Raw genomic sequence first — 16,636 nt, 5'->3', positions numbered from 1 at the left:
CCGTCCCCGGCGGGCGGACGGCGGCCGTCCTGCGCGGGGTGCGTTACACCACCCCGGAACCCGAGCCGGACCCCGCGGTGGCGGGAACAGGAACGGGCGGTCTCCTGCACGAGGTGGTCTGGAAACCGCTGGGCCTGCCGGAGGAGGGCGCGTCCGGCGCGGTGCCGCACCGGGTGGTGCTGGTCGGAACGGGCACGAGCGCGGTGCCGTGCGACGGGGACGGCCTCGCGCACGCTCTCGGTGGCCTGCTGGCGCGACGGGGCATCCGGGTGGACACGGTCCCCGGACATGACGGGCTCAGCGGTCGTGACGAGTACGTCGGACGTGACGGACGCGGCGAACGTGACGGGCGTGATGGAGATGGAGGGCACGGCGGACGTGACGGGCGCGACGGACGCGACGGAGACCGGCGAGGACATCGCGGCGACCGCGACCCGGCTCGCCGCGCGTCTGGCGGAGACCGTGCGGCTGGTGGGCGAGGCGGGCCGGGCCCGGCTGTGGTGCGTCACTTCCTCGGCCAGGGAGCCGGAGGGCCCGGCGGGGCTGGCACAGACGGCGCTGTGGGGACTGGCGCGGGTGGCCGCCACGGAGTACTCCGAGGTGTGGGGCGGTCTCGTCAACCTGCCGGAGAAACCGGGCGACGACGACCTCTCGGTCCTGATCCGGCTGCTGGGAAGCCGGTGCCGGGAGGACGTCGTCGCCGTCGAGCACGGCGCCGCGAGCGGCTCCCGCCTGGTGCCCTACCGCCCCGAGGCGCGAGAGCGGGTCACGGGACGGCGGCCCGCGCGGCCGGGGCCGCTCTGCCGGGCCGGGGCCACCTACCTGGTCACCGGAGGTCTGGGCGCCCTCGGCCTGCGCGTCGCGGGATGGCTGGCCGACCGGGGTGCCCGCAGATTGCTCCTGCTGGGCCGTACCGCCCTGCCCGCCAGGGACCGGTGGGACGCCGTCCGCGAGCCGGTGACGCGGCGGGCGATCGACGCGGTCAGGTCCCTGGAGGCGAGGGGCGTCACCGTGCGGGCGGTCGCCGCGGACGTGGGGAACGCCGCCGGCCTCGCCCGGCTGGCCGACCCCGGCGCGCTCGGCCTGCCGCCGGTGCGCGGGGTCGTGCACGCGGCGGGCGTGGTCGACAACCGGCTGCTGCGCGCGTACGACGAGGAGTCGCTGCGGGCGGTGATGTGGCCCAAGGTCGCCGGGGCGCTCGCGCTCCACGAGGCGTTCCCGCCGGGGACGCTGGACTTCCTGGTGCTCTTCTCCTCCGCCGGGCAGCTTCTCGGCCTTCCCGGGCAGGCGTCGTACGCGGCGGCGAACGCCTTCCTGTCCGGTCTGGCCAGGTACCGGCGGGCCGGGGGAGACGACGCGGTCCTCTCCCTCGCCTGGACGAGCTGGCACGGCCTGGGCATGTCGGCCTCCTCGGAGGTCGTCGACGCGGAGCTGCGCGCCCGGGGCACGGCGGACATCACCCCCGCCGAGGCGTTCCTGGCGTGGGAGTCGCTGGTCACGGCCGGGCCGGCCGGCGGCGCCGACCTGGCCGTGCTGCGGGTCCTGCCCCTCACCCCCGGCATCCTCCGTCCGCCGCTGCTGCGCGACCTGGCCGGCGACCCCGGCCCGCCCCCGGCCCCCGGCGCGGACGAGGGCCCCGACTGGCGGACCCTGTCCGGCACCTCTCTCACCGACCTGTTGCGGGGCGAGGTGCGGCGAGCGGTCGCGGCCACCCTGCGTACCGATCCCGAGGCGGTGGACGTGCGGCGCCCGCTCGCGGAGATGGGCGTCGACTCGCTGCTGGCGGTCATGCTGCGCCGGACCCTCTCCGAGCGGTTGCGCGTCGGCCTGCCGATGAGCCTGCTGTGGAACCGCCCCACGGTCTCCGACATCACCGACTACCTGGCCGAGCAACGAAGGAGTGACGTATGACGGCGGACACCGAGGTGCGCCTGTTCGCGGAGGATCCCGTCGGGTTCTTCGGACCCTCGCGATGGCGGATGCACACGCTCGCCCCCGACCGGCTGGCCGCGCTGCAGCTCGCCGCGCTGCGGATGCGCTACGCCGAGCTCCGTGACCGGATCCCGGTGCTGCGCACCATCGCCGACGAGCAGCGCATCGGGGAGATCGGGACGCTGGACGACGCGGCGCCCCTGCTGTTCCCGCACACGGTCTACAAGTCGTACCCCGTCTCCCTGCTCCTGGACAACCGGTTCGACCAGCTGGCGACCTGGCTCGGCAGGCTCACCACCGTCGACCTCGGCGGCATCGACTTCTCCGGCTGCGACTCGATCGACGCCTGGCTGGACCTCCTCGACGCCCGGACCGACCTGCGGCCGGCCCACTCCTCCGGTACGTCCGGCACGATGTCGTTCGTCCCGCACACCCGTCAGGAGTACGCGGCCCTGTACCGCACGGTGCGCCTGGACGCGCTCCCCGACGGGGTGTCGTGGCGGGAGCCCATGGACGTGGTCTGGCCGGGCTTCCGCGCCGGGCGCGGCGGGATCGACCGGCACGCGGGCGCGATGGCCGAGCAGATGGCGGGGACCCCCGACCGGTTCCACGCCCTGCACCCCCGCTCGCTCAGCGCCGACGTCATGTTCCTCGCGGGCCGGTTGCGGGCGGCGGCGGCGAGGGGTGAGGTCGACCGGCTGGAGATCCCGCCCGCGCTGAAGGCGCGCCGCGCGGAGTTCGAGGAGGCGCAGCGGGCCACCGGCGCCGGGATGGCGCGGTTCGTCGAGGAACTGGCCGACACGCTCGGCGGGCGCCGCGTGGCGTCGCTCGGCCTGTGGAGCGTCCACCACGCCATGGCGACCGCCGGGCTGGTCCGGGGCATCGAGGCCGTCTTCGCCCCCGACTCGTTCGTCTTCTCCGGCGGGGGAGCGAAGGGCACGGCGCTGCCGGCCGACTGGGCGGAGCCGGTCGGGCGCTTCTTCGGGGTGCACCGGTTGCGGCTCTGCTACGCGATGACCGAGGTGATGGCGGTCAACCTGCTCTGCGACGCGGAGCGCTACCACATCGAGCCCTGGGTGATCCTCTACGTCCTCGACCCGGAGACCGGGGCCCCGCTGCCGCGTGACGGGGTGCGGACGGGCCGGGCGGCCTTCCTCGACCTCATGGCCGACGTGCACTGGGGTGGGTTCGTCTCCGGCGACGAGGTCACGGTCGACTGGTCGGCGTGCCGGTGCGGGCGTACCACGCCCGGCCTGTCCACCGCCATCGGCAGGTTCGGCGGCAGCGGCGGCGACGACAAGATCACGTGTGCCGCGACCCCCGAGGCGCTCACCGAGGCCCTCGACTTCCTGAACGGGGCGCTGGCATGAGCGCGGGACGGGAGGAGACCCTCGCCGGGAACGACTCGGTAGGGCGGAAGACCTGGACCCGCGGGGAGACCTCTGCCGGGAACGACCCGGAGGCCGTGAGAGCCGGAGAGGCGGTGGGGGCCCCGGAGGCCGCGGAGGCCGTGGGAGCCGAACTGACGATTCCCGCCTTCATCCGGGGCGAGACGGTCGCCACCGGCCTGGTCCCCTTCACCGGCCGGGGACAGGAGGCGTCCTTCCTCGCCCCCGACCCCGTGGGCCTGCTCGACCGGCTGCCGCTGGGCGACCCGGCGCGCATGCGGGACCTGCACGCGCTGCGCGTCGACGACATCGTCGGCTTCCTGGCCGAGCTCGGGCCGCGCCTCGCGCTGTCGCGCAACGCGTTGCTGCGGGAGGCCCTCGAACGGTCGGCCGCGTGGTCGGACATGACCCCGCCGCTGCTCGCCGCGTCGTACGAGCAGCTTCCCGGCCTGTTCCGCCCGGAGGCGGTGCGGGCGGTGGTGGAGCGGACCGTCGGGGCCGGGTACCTCGACGGGTGGCACGAGGTGCCCACCGCCGACGGGGGCCGTGCGGCGGTCCGGGCACTCGGCGCGCGGACCGTGCACATCATCGCCGGCAACAGCCCGGTCATCGCCGCGCTCACCGTGATCCGCAACGCCGTCACCCGCGGCGACGCCATCGTCAAGACGCCGTCGAACGACCCGCTGACCGCGCTCGCGATCGCCCGGACCATGGCCGAGATGGCCCCCGGCCACCCGCTCACCCGCCATCTCTCGGTCGCGTACTGGAAGGGCGGCTCCGAGGCGTTCGAGCGGCGGCTCTACCAGCCGGCCCACGTCGAGAAGATCGTGGCCTGGGGTGGGCTGGCCTCCATCCGGCACGTCACCGGCTACGTCAGGCCCGGCCTGGAGCTGGTCTCCCTCGACCCGAAGCTGAGCGCGACCGTCATCGGCCCCGAGGCGTTCGCCGACGACGAGCGGATGGCCGAGACCGCCCGGCTCGCCGCCGTGGACGTCGGCGCCCTCAACCAGCTCGGCTGCTTCAACGCCCGCGTGGTCTACGCCGTCACCGACCCCGGCCGGGCCGTCCGCTGGGGCGGGTTGCTGTACGAGGAGATCCTCCGGCTTCCCGAGCAGGTCAGTACGGAGGCCAGGCGGTTCGATCCGGGGCTGCGCGCCGACCTGCTCGCGATCCGGGCGAGCGCCGACTGGTACGACGTGATCGGCGGGCGCCGCGACGAGGGCGCGGTCATCGTCTCGCGGCTGCCCGAGCCGGTGGAGTTCCACCCCTCGCTGTCGGGCCGGGTGGTCAACGTGGTGCCCGTCGCCTCGGCCTGGGACGCGGTGCGCGGCATGAACGCCTACACGCAGACCGTGGGCGTCTACCCCGAGGCGCTCAAGCGGGAGCTGCGCGACGTCGTGCCCCTCTACGGCGCCCAGCGGCTGGTGTCCCTCGGCTACGCCACCCGCGTGCGGGGCGAGCTGCCGCAGGACGCCATCGAGCCGCTGCGCCGGATGGTCAAGTGGATCGTGGACGAGACCTACGACCCCGCCGACGCCCACCCTTTCGGCCACCTGCATCCCGGGGCGCCCCCGTGGGACGCGCGATGAGCCGTCCTCACCTCGCGGCAGGCGTCTACGGCTCCTGTCCCCGACATTCGGTGATCTTCAACCACAGGGAGCGGCCGTGAGGGCGGAGCGGGAAGCGGACGTCGTCGAGCAGCTCATCTCCGATTTCGACCACCACCATCCGCGCTTCGACCCCGACCTGGCCTGCCTGGTCCACCGCGGCATCCGCGGCCGGTCGCGGGTCGCCTTCTCCCGCGCGTACGGCGGCGTATGGATCCTGTCGCACTACCGCGACGTGGAGGCGGCGCTGCGCGACCACGAGACCTTCAGCTCGGCCTCGGGGGTCTTCTTCCCCCGCGCCGCGGGCACGCCGCCGTTCGCGCCGCTGGAGTACGATCCGCCCCGGCATACCGCGTTCCGCGCCCTGATGAGGCCCCCGTTCACCCCGGCGCGGGCACGACAGCTCGAACCCGAGCTCCGCCGCCTGGTCGCGGACCTGGTCGAGCCGATCGTCGCGCGGGGCTGCGGCGACCTCGTCGCCGAGCTCGCGGTGCCGCTGCCGCTCGCCGTGGTGTCGCTCGCGGTCGGCTTCACCGACGCCGCGCAGCACCGCATCCGTGAGCTGACCAGCAACACCTGGGCGCGCATGCCGAGCGACGAGAGCGCGGAGGGCTTCTGGCCGCGGTTCGCGGAGCTGTTCCAGGAGGAGATCCGCCGGGCCAGGGAGCGGCCGGGCGACGACTACCTGTCCACGCTGGTGCGCGAGAAGATCGACGGGCGGCCCGTCACCGACGAGGAGCTGCACGTCATGATGGTCGGCTTCGCCGTCGCCGGCCACGAGACCTCGATGAACGCCCTGTCGCACCTGCTGTGGCAGCTGGCCCGCGAACCCGGCCTGCAGGACCGGCTGCGCAAGCGGCCCGAGCTGATGCCCGCCGCCGTCGAGGAGACGCTGCGGCTCTGGACGCCGGTCGACCACGGCACCCGGCTCACCACCCGGGACGTCGAGATCGGCGGCGTCACGATTCCCCGGGGATCGCGGGTCGTCCTGCTCGCCGGGGCCGCCAACCGCGACCCCGCCGAGTTCCCCGACCCGGAGCGGTTTCGGCTCGACCGGGGGCAGGTCCACCACCTCGGTTTCGGGACGGGCGTGCACTTCTGCATCGGTGCCCAGCTCGCGCGCACCGAATTCCTCGTGGTGCTGCGCGAGCTGGCCCGCCACCCCGGCTACGAGCTCGCCGGCGAACCCCGCCGCTTCTACGAGAACGGCCGCCACATCTGTCTCGACCGGCTGCCCGTACGCTTCCGGGTGCCACTGGGGCAGCGCCGGTAGAGCGGTCGTCCGCGTCCTGGATGTCACCGGAGGAAAGCCCGGCGGCACGTCACAGCCGGACGACCGCCGGGCGCGCCTCGACCGGGCCGTAGGCCATGATGCGTCGCAGGGCGGGCCGGAGCCGGTCGATCACCTCGTCGTCGACCTCGAGGACCGCTTCGATCTCGGGGTCGTCAAGCCCCAGCTCCTCCAGAGCGTGCGGAGCGATGACGACGCGAAGCACTCTGTCGCGAAGGGTGATCTCGCTGACGGCTCCGTACGCGGTCGCCTGGCCGGTGATGACCAGGCAGTGGCTGTCCGTCTCCTCGTCCTCTTCCTCCGCTTCCTCCTCGTCCTCGAACAGGCCGCACTGGAAGATCAGCTCCATGCCTTCGCCGTCGTCGCTTTCGGCGACACCGGCGGACAGGCACTCCAGCTCGCGGTCTTCCACCACTCCCGCGACCCGGGCCGTGAACCGAACAGTCATGCCGCGGAGCGTAGCGGGCCACGGCGACAGTTCCGGTGCGTCGATCACCGCTGGGAAAGGTCAGCGGCGGTAGACCTCCTCGCCGTCGAGGAAGGTCATGGCGACCTGGGTAGGCCAGATGTCGGCGAACCCGTCTCCTGAGGTGTTCTTCGATTCCGCGCGCATCGCTCCCGGAGACCTGGCGGCCTTCGGGACCTGACTGCCTTTTCGATCTCTGGACCGGTCGAACCGCTATCGTGGTGCCGCCGGTTTCCCGGTGGAACGCGGGTAGGCGCCGGTCACGGCCGCCGTCACAGGACAGATCGACATGGCGGGGGTGTGATGGGGCAGACCGTACCGTTTCTGCGACGCGTGAAGGTGGGGAACTACAAGAGCATCGCGTCGTGCGATGTCACCTTCACGCCTCTCCTGGTCCTGCTCGGTCCCAACGCGGCGGGGAAGAGCAATTTTCTTGACGTGCTCAGGTTCGTGGTGGACGCGCTGGAGACGACACCCGCCGACGCCCTGATGAGACGCGGTGGACTGGACGAGGTGAGCCGGCGGGGCCAGAAGGACACGAAGGGTTTCGGCGTCCTTCTGGAGTTCGTCATCCAGCCGGACGAGGAGCCGTTGTCGGTCACGTACAGCTTCGTCATCGGCCGGGACCCCGCCGGTCGCCGTCCGCTTCTGGTGCTCGAAGAGCAGTGTTTCGTCCGTGCCACTCAGCCGCGGTCGAGTTTCGAAGAAGTCAGTTTCGTCATGACCCATGGCTTCTTCAACCAGACAGGTGAGGGTGGTATCGAGCCGGATCGGCTCTATCTGCCGTTGGCCGCCACCCAGGGTGTCTTCAGCGAGGTCTACCGCAGCCTGCGCCGCATGCTCTTCTACCACCTGGACGTGGGCCTGATGCGGCAGGTCCAGTCCAGGTCCGCCGGGGCCACGCTGGATGACGAGGGTAGGAGGCTGGGATCGGTGCTCGGGGCCCTCTCGCAGCGGTATCCGGCGTTCAAGGCACGGATCGACGACTACATGAGAGCCATCGTTCCCGGGGCCGTGGGGGTCGATCAGCGGCTTCTGGACACCTATTCCACCGTCGAGCTCCTCACCCGTCACGCGGATCGAGAGCTGGTGTTCGGTCCCGAGGCGATGTCCGAGGGGACGCTGCGCGCGGCGGGGCTGCTGGCCGCGCTGTTCCAGCCCGCCGTACTCGAAGGCGAGGCGACCCTGCTGGGAATCGAGGAACCGGAGACGTCGCTGCACCCGGCGGCCGCCGGGGTGCTGTTCGACGCGCTGAGCGAGGCGAGCGAGCACGTCCAGGTGGTGGTCACCACGCAGAGCGCGGACCTGCTCGACCGCGACGACTTCGATCCGGCGTCCGTACGCGTCGTGACCATGACGGACGGGCTCACGACGATCGGTGAGATCGACGACGTGAGCCGCCGCCTCGTCGACGACCGGCGGGCCACCATCGGGGAGCTGATGCGCGGCAACCAGCTCAGGCCCGGCGCAGAGGAGGTCGAATGACCGGGGCGGTCACCATCGCCGCCATCGTCGAGGGGGAGGGAGAGGTCGCCGCGCTGCCCGTCCTGCTCCGCAGGATCGCGGAGGAACTCTCGGTCTGGGCGATACGGATCCCGACGCCCCGCCGGGTTCCGCGCTCCAAGCTCGTCGCTCCTGGAGGGATCGAGAGCGCCGTACTCCAGGCCTCCTACCAGGTCGACGGGCGAGGCGGGATCCTGCTGCTGATCGACGCCGACGACGACTGTCCCGCGACGACCGGCCCCGCGCTCCTGGAGCGGGCCCGGCTGGCACGCGGTGATCGGGAGATCTCGGCGGTCCTCGCCAACCGGGAGTTCGAGGCGTGGTTCCTCGCCGCGGCCACGTCGCTCGCGGGCCGGAGGGGGCTGGCCGACCCCCTCGAACCACCCGCCGATCCCGAGGGGCCCCGCGACGCGAAGGGGTGGCTCTCGGCACGCAAGACCGACGGCACCTCCTACCGTCCGACGGCCGATCAGGCGGCCCTGGCCGCGATCTTCGACATGGCACAGGCGCGGAAGAACGCGCCCTCCTTCGACAAGTTCTGGCGCGACGTCGAACGCCTGATGCGGGCCGCCGGGGCATGAGGGGTCAGCGGCGGTAGACTTCCTCGCCGTCGAGGAAGGTCATGGCGACCTTGGTGCGCCAGATGTCGGCGGCGGGTTCGGTGAAGGGGTCGCGGTCAAGGACGACGAGGTCGGCGCGGTTGCCGGGGACGATGGTGCCCGCGTCGTCGTCGTGGTTGATGCGGGCCGAGCCCGCGGTGTAGGCCGTGAGGGCGGTGGCCAGGGTGAGGCTCTGGCCGGGCAGGAACGGGGTCTGCGCCGTGGGGTAGCCCGCGTGTATCGAGCCGCCGGGTTCGGTGCGGTTGACGGCCACGTGCATGCCCTGGATCGGGTCGGCCTCGGAGACCGGCCAGTCGCTGCCCGCGCAGAACAGGGTGCCGTTGCGCTGCAGGTCGGCGAAGGGGTACTGCCAGGAGGAGCGCTCCTCGCCCAGGAAGGGGAGGGTGAGCTCGTCCATCTGGGCGTGGTGGGTGGCCCACAGCGGCTGCAGGTTGGCGGTCACGCCGAGCGCGGCGAAGCGCGGCAGGTCGGACGGCTCGACGATCTGCAGGTGCGCGATGTGGTGCCGGTTGGCCGGGTCGGTCCCCTCGAAGCTGTCCAGCGCCTCGCGGACGGCCCGCTCGCCGATGGCGTGGAAGTGCACCTGGAAGCCGTGCCGGTCCAGCTCGGCGACGCACTCCTTCAGCAGCACGGGGTCGACGTACGACAGGCCGGTGCCGCCGCAGCGGCAGTAGGGCTCGATCACCGCGGCGGTGAAGTTCTCGGTGATGCCGTCCTGCATGATCTTCACCGAGCCGGCGCGGAACCGCTCCAGGCCCTCGGCGGAGCGGCGCCGTTCCAGCAGCTCGGGGATCTGCTCGGCGCCGCGCGCCCGGTCCCACCACAGCGCGCCCACGACGCGGGCCCGCAGCGCGCCGGAGGCCGCCGCCGAGACGTACGTGGGCAGCTGGTCGTCGTAGCCCGCGTAGGAGCCGACGATGGCGTCCTGCCAGCCGGTGACGCCGAGGGAGAACAGGTGCCTCTGGGCGTCCATCAGCGCGTCGTGCAGGTCGCTCGCCGTGGGGCGGGGGGTGAGCAGGCCGACCAGGTCCATCGCGCCCTCGTGCAGCACGCCGCTCGGCGTGCCGTCGGCGTCGCGCTCGATCCTGCCGTCGGCGGGGTCGGGGGTGTCGCGGGTGACCCCGGCCACCTCCAGGGCCCGGGTGTTCACCCAGGCGGCGTGGTGGTCGCGCTGGATCAGGTAGACCGGGCGGTCGATGACGTCGAGTTGGGTTCGGTGCGGCAGGCCGCCGGGGAAGGCCGACATGTCCCAGCCGCCGCCGTCGATCCACCCGTGGTCCGGGTGGGAGCCGGCGTAGGCGGTGATCCGCTCCAGATACGCCGGCAGGCCGTAGACCCCGGACAGGTCGCACCTGGCCCGCTCCAGGCCCGCCTGCACCGGGTGCATGTGGGCGTCGGTGAACCCGGGGGTGAGCAGCCCGCCGTCCAGGTCGACGGTGTCGTGGCCGGGGGCGGCCAGTTGCGCGACGTCGGACTCCGTGCCCACGGCGGCGATACGGCCGTCCCGGACCAGTACCGCCTCGGCGAAGGCGTCGGCGGCGAGGAAGACCCTGCCGCCCCGGAAGAGCAGGTCGCTCACTGGTGCACCATCCTTCTGTCGGTGGCCCGGATGTCGCTGCCGCCCCGGGGTGCCGCTTGATCACTTACATTGCACGCTCGACCGGCCGAGGTCCAGCGTGAGTTTCTCCGGGAGTCCACCGGCGCCCACCGGCGCCCACCGGCGTCCGGTGGTCCCGGCGCTCGGCGGCCGGTGATCTCGACGTTCAGCGGCCGGTGATGGAGTCGGCGACGCGGGCGAGCACCGAGGTGCGGCCAAGCCCGGCCTTCTCTCTCGCGTCGGCCCGGCGGTAGAGGTCGTACATGGTGTGCACGCCGATCCACCGCAGCGGCTCCACCTCCCAGCCCCGCACCTTGCGGTCCACCCAGGGGAGGGAGGCGAGCTCGGTGTCCTCGCGCAGGATCAGGTCGCGCAGGGTACGGCCGGCGAGGTTGGTCGTGGTCACCCCGTGGCCGGTGTAGCCGCCCGCCCAGCCGATGCCGGTGGTGTGGTCGACGTGCACGGTGGCGCACCAGTCACGCGGCACGCCGAGCACCCCCGACCAGGCGTGCGCCACCCGGGAGGCCCGCAGCGCGGGGAACATCCCGGTCAGCAGCTCCCAGAGGGCCTCGATCGTCCACTCGTGGGTGTGGCCCCGGTCGTCCACGCGCGAGCCGTACAGGTAGGGCTTGCCGCGCCCGCCGAACGCGATCCGGCCGTCGGCGGTGCGCTGGGCGTACATGTAGTAGTGCGCCATGTCGCCGAGCAGCTCGTGGCCCGCCCAGCCGATCTCGTCCCACAGCGCGCCCAGCGGCTCGGTCACGATCATCGAGCTGTTCATCGGCAGCCACGCCCGGTGGTACTGCCTCAGCTCGGCGGTGAAGCCCTCGGTGGCGCGGATGACGTACTCGGCGCGGACGGTGCCGTGCGGCGTGCGGGCCTCGCGCGGGGCGATCTCGGTGACCGGGGTGCGCTCGAAGATGTCCACCCCGAGGTTCCGTACGGTCTCGGCGAGGCCCCTGGCGAGCTTGGCGGGCTGGATTCTGGCGCAGTGCGGGCTCCAGATCGCGCTGACCGCGCCGTCCACCCGCAGGCGCTCCTCGCGCTCGGCGGGGTCGAGCAGCCGCACGTCCTCCTCGGTCCAGCCCCAGTGGCGCTCGTGGGCGAGCAGCTGGTGCAGCCGCCGGTCCTGGGCGGTGTTGGTGGCGACCGTGGTGACGCCGCCCTTCACGATGTCGGCGTCGATCTTCTCGTCCGCGGCGACCGCGACGACCTCGTCGATCGTCTCGAACATCACCCGCTGCAGCCGCCTGGCCGCGTCCGCGCCGTGCGTCCTGGCGTAGCGCTCGGGGGTGCCGGCCAGCTCGCCGACCAGCCAGCCGCCGTTGCGCCCGGAGGCGCCGTACCCGGCGAACTCCTTCTCCAGCACGACGATCCGCAGGCCGGGGCTCGCCTTCTTGAGGTAGTAGGCGGTCCACAGGCCGGTGTATCCGGCGCCGACGATGGCCACGTCGGCGTCGAGGTCTCCGGCGAGGGGAGCGCCGGGGGTGGGGATGCCGAGGGAGCGATACCAGAAGGAGACGTCTCCGTTGACGAAGTCCCCGGTCAGGGGAACGCGCGTGCTCATGGCCTCATATCCTGCTATATCCGTCTATCGGGGTGTGCCTGTCAACGGAAACCGTTGCAGAAACGCCGTACTGCCGCGTAATGAGTGATCTTCTCAGACGTAACGATGGGCTCACTCATGTGTAGCAGTCCCGTAACAGTCCCAGGCAAGGCTATCCCCAACAAGAGGGGGCGTTCTGATGGGATTTCTGAGGATTCGTACGACCGTTGACGAGCGGCCGGGCCGGCTCGCCTCGCTGGCCGCCGCGCTCGCCGCCAAGGGTGGCAACATCCTGGGCCTGAGCGTGCAGACCGACGTGGACGGCACGGTCGACGAGTTCGTCACGGACATCCCCGCCGGGGCCGAGGCGGTGCGCGAGGCGCTGGAGGCCGCCGGGGGGCGCCGGGTCCAGGTCGTCACCGCCACCGCCCACGAGCTGACCGACGAGCCCACCCGCGTCCTGCTGCTCGCCTCCCGGCTGCGCATGACGCCCTGGCGCCTGCCCGAGCTGCTGGGAGAGCTGCTGCGCGCCGACGACTCCCGCTGGGTCTACGGTTCGGAGATGAGTGATCTTCCGGACCCGACCCTGCTGACCGTGCCCGTGGCCCCGCGCCGCGCGATCAGGATCCGCCGGGCCGAGCTGCCGTTCACCCTGACCGAGGCCGCCCGCGCGGCCTCCTTCGTCCGCCTGGCGCAGCCCGCCGTCGAGCAGTCCGGCGCCGAGCGCGACATCACGCTCTCCGACGGCGTCGAGGTCGAGGTCCGCCCGCTCACCCGGCTCTACCGCGAGGCCGTACGCGACCTGCACGACCGCTGCTCGCCCGAGGCCCGCAGGTTCCGCTACTTCACCTCGATGCCGGTGCTGCCGCCGAAGGTCTTCGACCGGCTCTGCGACCGCACGCACGGCCAGTCGCTCGTCGCCGGGCACGACGGCCAGGTCGTCGGTCTGGCCAACCTGATGTTCACCTCCGACCCCGGCATCGCCGAGATGGCGTTCCTGGTCGAGGACCGCTGGCAGGGCAGGGGGCTGGGCACCGCCCTGGCCGGGATGCTCGTCCGCCAGGCCCGTGACCTGGGCTTCGCCGAGGTGAGGGCGACCCTGCTGTCCGACAACGTCAGGATGCGCAGGCTCCTGGTCTCGCTCGGCGCGACCCTGAGCTACACCGAGGACCCCGGCGTGGTGGAGGCGAGGCTGGCCGTGGGCGTGATGGCGACGGTGTCCCCGAGCAACTGATCCCACCGCGTGGCCTTCCCGTTTCGAGACCGCTCGGGGGTCCCGAAAACAGTGAGGCCGTATTCTCCCGCCTCAGGAGGCCTGCCCCTCCTGGGGCGGGGACGTGCCGTCGTCCTTCCGGGGGGCGCCGTCGTCGTTGTTCCGAGGGGTCGCGTCGTTCTGAGGGGTCGCGTCGTTCTGAGGGGTCGCGTTGTCGTCGCGGGAGGTCTCGACGGCGTCCAGCCTGCGCTCGATCCGGTCCAGGCTCTCCTGGATGCGCTCCAGCCTGGCGGTGAACGCCGCTCCCATGACCTGGAAGCCCTCCTCCGCCGTCACCGCGCGCTCGGGTCCGCGCCGCCCGAGCAGCGCGATCACCTGGGCGCGTACGGCTCCAAGGCGCGCGCCCTGTTCCGTCAGCACCTGGGCGGCCACGCCCTCGCCCTCGCGGAGCAGCCCGAGCAGGATGTGCTCGGTGCCGATGTAGGCGTGGTGCAGGCCGAGCGCCTCGCGCAGCGACAGTTCGAGCACCTTCTTGGCGCGCGGGGTGAAGGGGATGTGGCCGCCGGGGCTCTCCTCGCCCCTGCCGATGATCTCCTCCACGTCGTTCCTGACGCGCTCGCCGCCGATGTCGAAGGCCCGCAGGGCGCGACCGGCGACGCCGTCCTCCTCCAGGACCAGCCCGAGCAGGATGTGCTCGGTGCCGATGTGGCCGTGGCCGAGCCGCCTGGCCTCCTCCTGGGCCAGGACCACGACACGGCGGGCACGGTCGGTGAAGCGCTCGAACACGGGAAGCCTCCGTGAGGGGTGTCGAGGTGCTTGCCCCCACTATGCGTCAGACGGCCGTTCGGCGGGAGGACATCTCCCCGGGCAATTCCCGTCCTCTTGTCAGAGGAAGCTTACATTTTTGGGTTAGATTCACCGGAAATGGCTTTCGTGTCCGGGGGTGGCGTGCGTAGGGTCCCGGCATGACGACCGACGCCTTCATCGACGCCCTGCCCAAGGTCGAGCTCCACGTCCACCTGATCGGCTCCGCCTCGGTCCCCACCGTGCTGGAGCTCGCCCGCCGCCACCCCGACGGCGGCGTCCCCACGAACGAGGAGGAGCTGCGCGCCTTCTACCGGTTCACCGACTTCCCGCACTTCGCCCGGATCTATCAGGCGGTCAACGCCCTGGTCCGCGAGCCGGAGGACGTGGCGACCCTGGTGCTCGGCCTCGCCGCCGACCTCGCCGCGCAGAACGGCCGCTACGTCGAGCTGACCGTCACGCCGTACGCCCACCACGTCGTCGGCATGCCGATGCGTGAGGTCACCGAGGCGCTCGACCTGGCCGCCCGGCGCTCCCGCGAGGAGCACGGGGTGCGGATGGCGTACGTTTTCGACATCCCCGGCGAGTACGGGGCCGAGGCGGCCCGGGTCACCCTGGACCACGCGCTGCGGGAACCTCCCCGGACGTTGGTAGGTTTCGGGCTGGCCGGGATCGAGCAGGAACGCCCGAGGTATCGCGACGTCTTCACCGACGCCTTCCGCGCCGCCACCGCCGCCGGGCTGCGCAGCCTGCCGCACGCGGGGGAGATGACCGGCCCCGAGACCATCTGGGAGGCCCTCGACCTCCTGGGCGCCGAGCGGATCGGCCACGGCACCTCCTGCGTGCGGGACCCCCGCCTCGTCGCCCGCCTGCGCGAGACCCAGATCCCGCTGGAGGTCTGCCCCACCTCCAACGTCTGCACCGGCCAGGTCGCCCGCGTCGAGGAGCACCCGCTGCCCCGCATGATCGAGGAGGGCCTGTTCGTCACCCTCAACAGCGACGACCCGCCCATGTTCGCCACCACCCTGAGCCGTGAGTATCACGTCGCCGCCCACCGGCTGGGCCTGGACCGCGAGACCCTCACCACCCTGGCCCGCAACGCGGTCGAGGCCTCGTCCATGGACCCGGCGGACAAGAAGGAGATCCAGGACGAGATCGACGCCGTCGCCGCCCGGCACTCCGGGACGGCCTCCTGACGGCTCACCGCGACCCGGTGGCCGTCAGGTCATGCCGATTCGTGATAGGCGCGTGGCCGCCGGGCGGCCTCGCGGAGCCGGGGTGCCTCGTCCGGCTCGTCGAGCGAGTCGACCAGGTCGTCGAACTGATCGGCGGGCATCGGCGTGACGTCGGGCCGGGCGAGCACCCGGCCGGCTTCCGCGCGGGCCGCGCGCAGGACGAACGAGGAGATCGACTCACCCATGGCCAGTGCGGCCCGCATGATGAGTTCCTTGGTCGACGCGTCCGGGCGCACCTCGATGCGATGCGTCTTGGCGGTCATCACCGTCACCCCCCGTCGTGTGATGGTCGTACGGCAAACTTCTGCCGCGAACCATCATGACGGCGGTCATTCGATCGCACATCGTGAATACGCCAGGTGGCGAGAGGTCACTTCTGGCCGGGGGGCAGGTTGAGCTGTGCCAGGCCGCTCTGGAACTCGGTGACCCACTCGCCGGTCTCCCTGGTCATGATCGCTGACAGGTCGGTGATGAAGGTCCTGAGCAGGTCGAGATACTCCTCCACCGGAATCGGCCGCTGGTCGAGCGCGTCCCGCGCGTTGAGCACCGCCCAGTCGAGCTGGAAGTCGTGCAGCCGTGACTGGATCTCCTGCGCGCAGACCATGTCCCGCATCCAGCGGGACGACAGCCCGAGGAAGTGGTCGAGCGCGACGCAGACCCCGGCCGAGGCGAGCAGCACGTAGCCCCATCCCAGGCCGCCCCCCGCCCCGGCCGCGCTGGCCAGCGGCTGGAGCCCGCCCGCGGCGGCCAGCACGATCGCGGCCCCCCGCAGCGTCTTGGAGGAGGCCCGCTTCTTGACGCGGTCGCGCATGTACCACGTGTACGCCTCGACGGCTCGCTCCTCGGCTTCGAGATACATCCGGCGCAGGACCTCCTCGGGCACGCGCCACTCCTCGGCCGAGACCAGCGGGAAGGACCTGACCCCGAGATCGGGCTGCCTGGACGTACGGCGCCCGCCCGGAGCGGAGATGCCTCTTGCCTCCGGGGCTTGGTCGCCGGAGGGCGCGGGGCCGGCGGTGGACATCGAGGGTCACCTGTCTTCGGGGCGGGGGAGGAGGGCGATCAGGGGGGAGTCGTACGGCACGCGGCGTATGCCGGGGACATAGGGGGCGAGCTCCTCGGGAGTGAAGGCGCACAGGTTGACGGACCACCAGAACACGCCGGAAGGGGGGCCACTGAGCTTGTAGACCAGGTTGTCGGGCCCGAAGGCGGCTGATCCGTCGGGCAGGGAGATCAACGTGGCGAGGTGGGTTCCGGTGGTGGGGTCCCAGATGCGGATGGTCGCGTCGGTGCCGCCGGTGGCGAGGCGGGTGCCGTCGGGGCTCCAGGCGATGGAGTGGATCCAGCCGGTGTGGGCGTTGAGGGTGCGGATGAGGTTTCCGGTGGCGGGGTTCCAGATGCGGATGGTCGCGTCGGTGCCGCCGGTGGCGAGGT

General features: G+C 72.3%; 14 protein-coding genes and 1 pseudogene. 8 read left to right on the top strand and 7 right to left on the bottom strand.

From position 1 onward, the window contains the following. The first annotated feature begins 288 nt into the window (after window positions 1-288). The 4 genes from ACFYWM_RS13655 (at window position 289) to ACFYWM_RS13640 (ending at window position 6,200) form a co-directional block, all read left to right on the top strand. Window positions 289-1,911, top strand: a complete 1,623-nt coding sequence (locus tag ACFYWM_RS13655) for a beta-ketoacyl reductase (protein WP_389913494.1) — start codon at window positions 289-291, stop codon at window positions 1,909-1,911. Then, window positions 1,908-3,302: a hypothetical protein gene (locus ACFYWM_RS13650; protein WP_389913491.1), complete on the top strand. Its 1,395-nt coding sequence runs from the start codon at window positions 1,908-1,910 to the stop codon at window positions 3,300-3,302. Before ACFYWM_RS13655 ends, ACFYWM_RS13650 begins: the two co-directional genes overlap by 4 nt. Beyond that, on the top strand, window positions 3,299-4,909 hold the full coding sequence (locus ACFYWM_RS13645; protein WP_389913488.1) for an acyl-CoA reductase: 1,611 nt from the start codon (window positions 3,299-3,301) through the stop codon (window positions 4,907-4,909). The genes ACFYWM_RS13650 and ACFYWM_RS13645 overlap by 4 nt, the downstream gene beginning before the upstream one ends. Window positions 4,910-4,985: 76 nt before the next feature. Continuing rightward, complete coding sequence (locus ACFYWM_RS13640) at window positions 4,986-6,200, top strand: cytochrome P450 (RefSeq protein WP_389913485.1); 1,215 nt, start codon at window positions 4,986-4,988, stop codon at window positions 6,198-6,200. 49 nt (window positions 6,201-6,249) lie between these two features. Here the strand turns inward: ACFYWM_RS13640 and ACFYWM_RS13635 are convergent, their stop codons facing one another. After that, window positions 6,250-6,666 carry an Imm10 family immunity protein gene (locus ACFYWM_RS13635; RefSeq protein WP_389913482.1) on the bottom strand — a complete coding sequence of 139 codons (417 nt, stop codon included), beginning with the start codon at window positions 6,664-6,666 and terminating at the stop codon, window positions 6,250-6,252. Between the two features lie 351 nt (window positions 6,667-7,017). Here ACFYWM_RS13635 and ACFYWM_RS13630 point away from each other — a divergent pair, with 351 nt between their 5' ends. Together ACFYWM_RS13630 and ACFYWM_RS13625 are read left to right on the top strand one after the other, a co-directional pair. Then, window positions 7,018-8,169, top strand: coding sequence for an AAA family ATPase (locus ACFYWM_RS13630; protein WP_389913479.1), 1,152 nt, complete (start codon window positions 7,018-7,020; stop codon window positions 8,167-8,169). After that, the gene (locus tag ACFYWM_RS13625; protein WP_389913475.1) at window positions 8,166-8,768 is read left to right on the top strand and encodes a DUF4276 family protein; all 603 of its coding nucleotides are present in this window, start codon (window positions 8,166-8,168) and stop codon (window positions 8,766-8,768) included. The genes ACFYWM_RS13630 and ACFYWM_RS13625 overlap by 4 nt, the downstream gene beginning before the upstream one ends. A gap of 4 nt (window positions 8,769-8,772) precedes the next feature. Here the strand turns inward: ACFYWM_RS13625 and ACFYWM_RS13620 are convergent, their stop codons facing one another. After that, window positions 8,773-10,386 carry an amidohydrolase gene (locus tag ACFYWM_RS13620; protein ID WP_389913472.1) on the bottom strand — a complete coding sequence of 538 codons (1,614 nt, stop codon included), beginning with the start codon at window positions 10,384-10,386 and terminating at the stop codon, window positions 8,773-8,775. A gap of 184 nt (window positions 10,387-10,570) precedes the next feature. Beyond that, entirely contained in the window at window positions 10,571-11,971 is a 1,401-nt protein-coding gene (locus ACFYWM_RS13615) for an NAD(P)/FAD-dependent oxidoreductase (RefSeq protein ID WP_389913469.1), read from the bottom strand. Window positions 11,972-12,149: 178 nt separating this feature from the next. On the opposite strand from ACFYWM_RS13615, the gene ACFYWM_RS13610 reads away from it, so the two are divergent. Next, on the top strand, window positions 12,150-13,184 hold the full coding sequence (locus ACFYWM_RS13610; RefSeq protein WP_389913466.1) for a GNAT family N-acetyltransferase: 1,035 nt from the start codon (window positions 12,150-12,152) through the stop codon (window positions 13,182-13,184). A gap of 309 nt (window positions 13,185-13,493) precedes the next feature. On the opposite strand, the pseudogene ACFYWM_RS13605 reads toward ACFYWM_RS13610, so the two are convergent. Beyond that, a pseudogene (locus tag ACFYWM_RS13605) lies at window positions 13,494-13,949 on the bottom strand (Clp protease N-terminal domain-containing protein); the annotation flags it as partial. Window positions 13,950-14,128: 179 nt separating this feature from the next. On the opposite strand from ACFYWM_RS13605, the gene add reads away from it, so the two are divergent. Then, window positions 14,129-15,163 (top strand): adenosine deaminase, encoded by a 1,035-nt coding sequence (gene add / locus ACFYWM_RS13600; protein WP_389913463.1) that lies wholly within the window; start codon window positions 14,129-14,131, stop codon window positions 15,161-15,163. A 29-nt stretch (window positions 15,164-15,192) separates the two neighbouring features. On the opposite strand, the gene ACFYWM_RS13595 is transcribed toward add, so the two are convergent. From ACFYWM_RS13595 to ACFYWM_RS13585, 3 genes are all read right to left on the bottom strand, one after another. After that, window positions 15,193-15,465 (bottom strand): DUF1778 domain-containing protein, encoded by a 273-nt coding sequence (locus tag ACFYWM_RS13595; RefSeq protein ID WP_389913460.1) that lies wholly within the window; start codon window positions 15,463-15,465, stop codon window positions 15,193-15,195. A 107-nt stretch (window positions 15,466-15,572) separates the two neighbouring features. After that, entirely contained in the window at window positions 15,573-16,226 is a 654-nt protein-coding gene (locus ACFYWM_RS13590; protein WP_389913456.1) for an SLATT domain-containing protein, read from the bottom strand. A 6-nt stretch (window positions 16,227-16,232) separates the two neighbouring features. Continuing rightward, window positions 16,233-16,636, bottom strand: a 404-nt coding sequence (locus tag ACFYWM_RS13585) for a WD40 repeat domain-containing protein (RefSeq protein WP_389913453.1), incomplete at its 5' end; no start/stop codon positions are given.

Source organism: Streptosporangium sp. NPDC002721, assembly GCF_042888905.1.
Lineage (GTDB): Bacteria > Actinomycetota > Actinomycetes > Streptosporangiales > Streptosporangiaceae > Streptosporangium.
The sequence above is the reverse complement of the archived record's forward strand: the minus strand, read 5'-3'. Positions and strand labels throughout refer to the sequence as shown.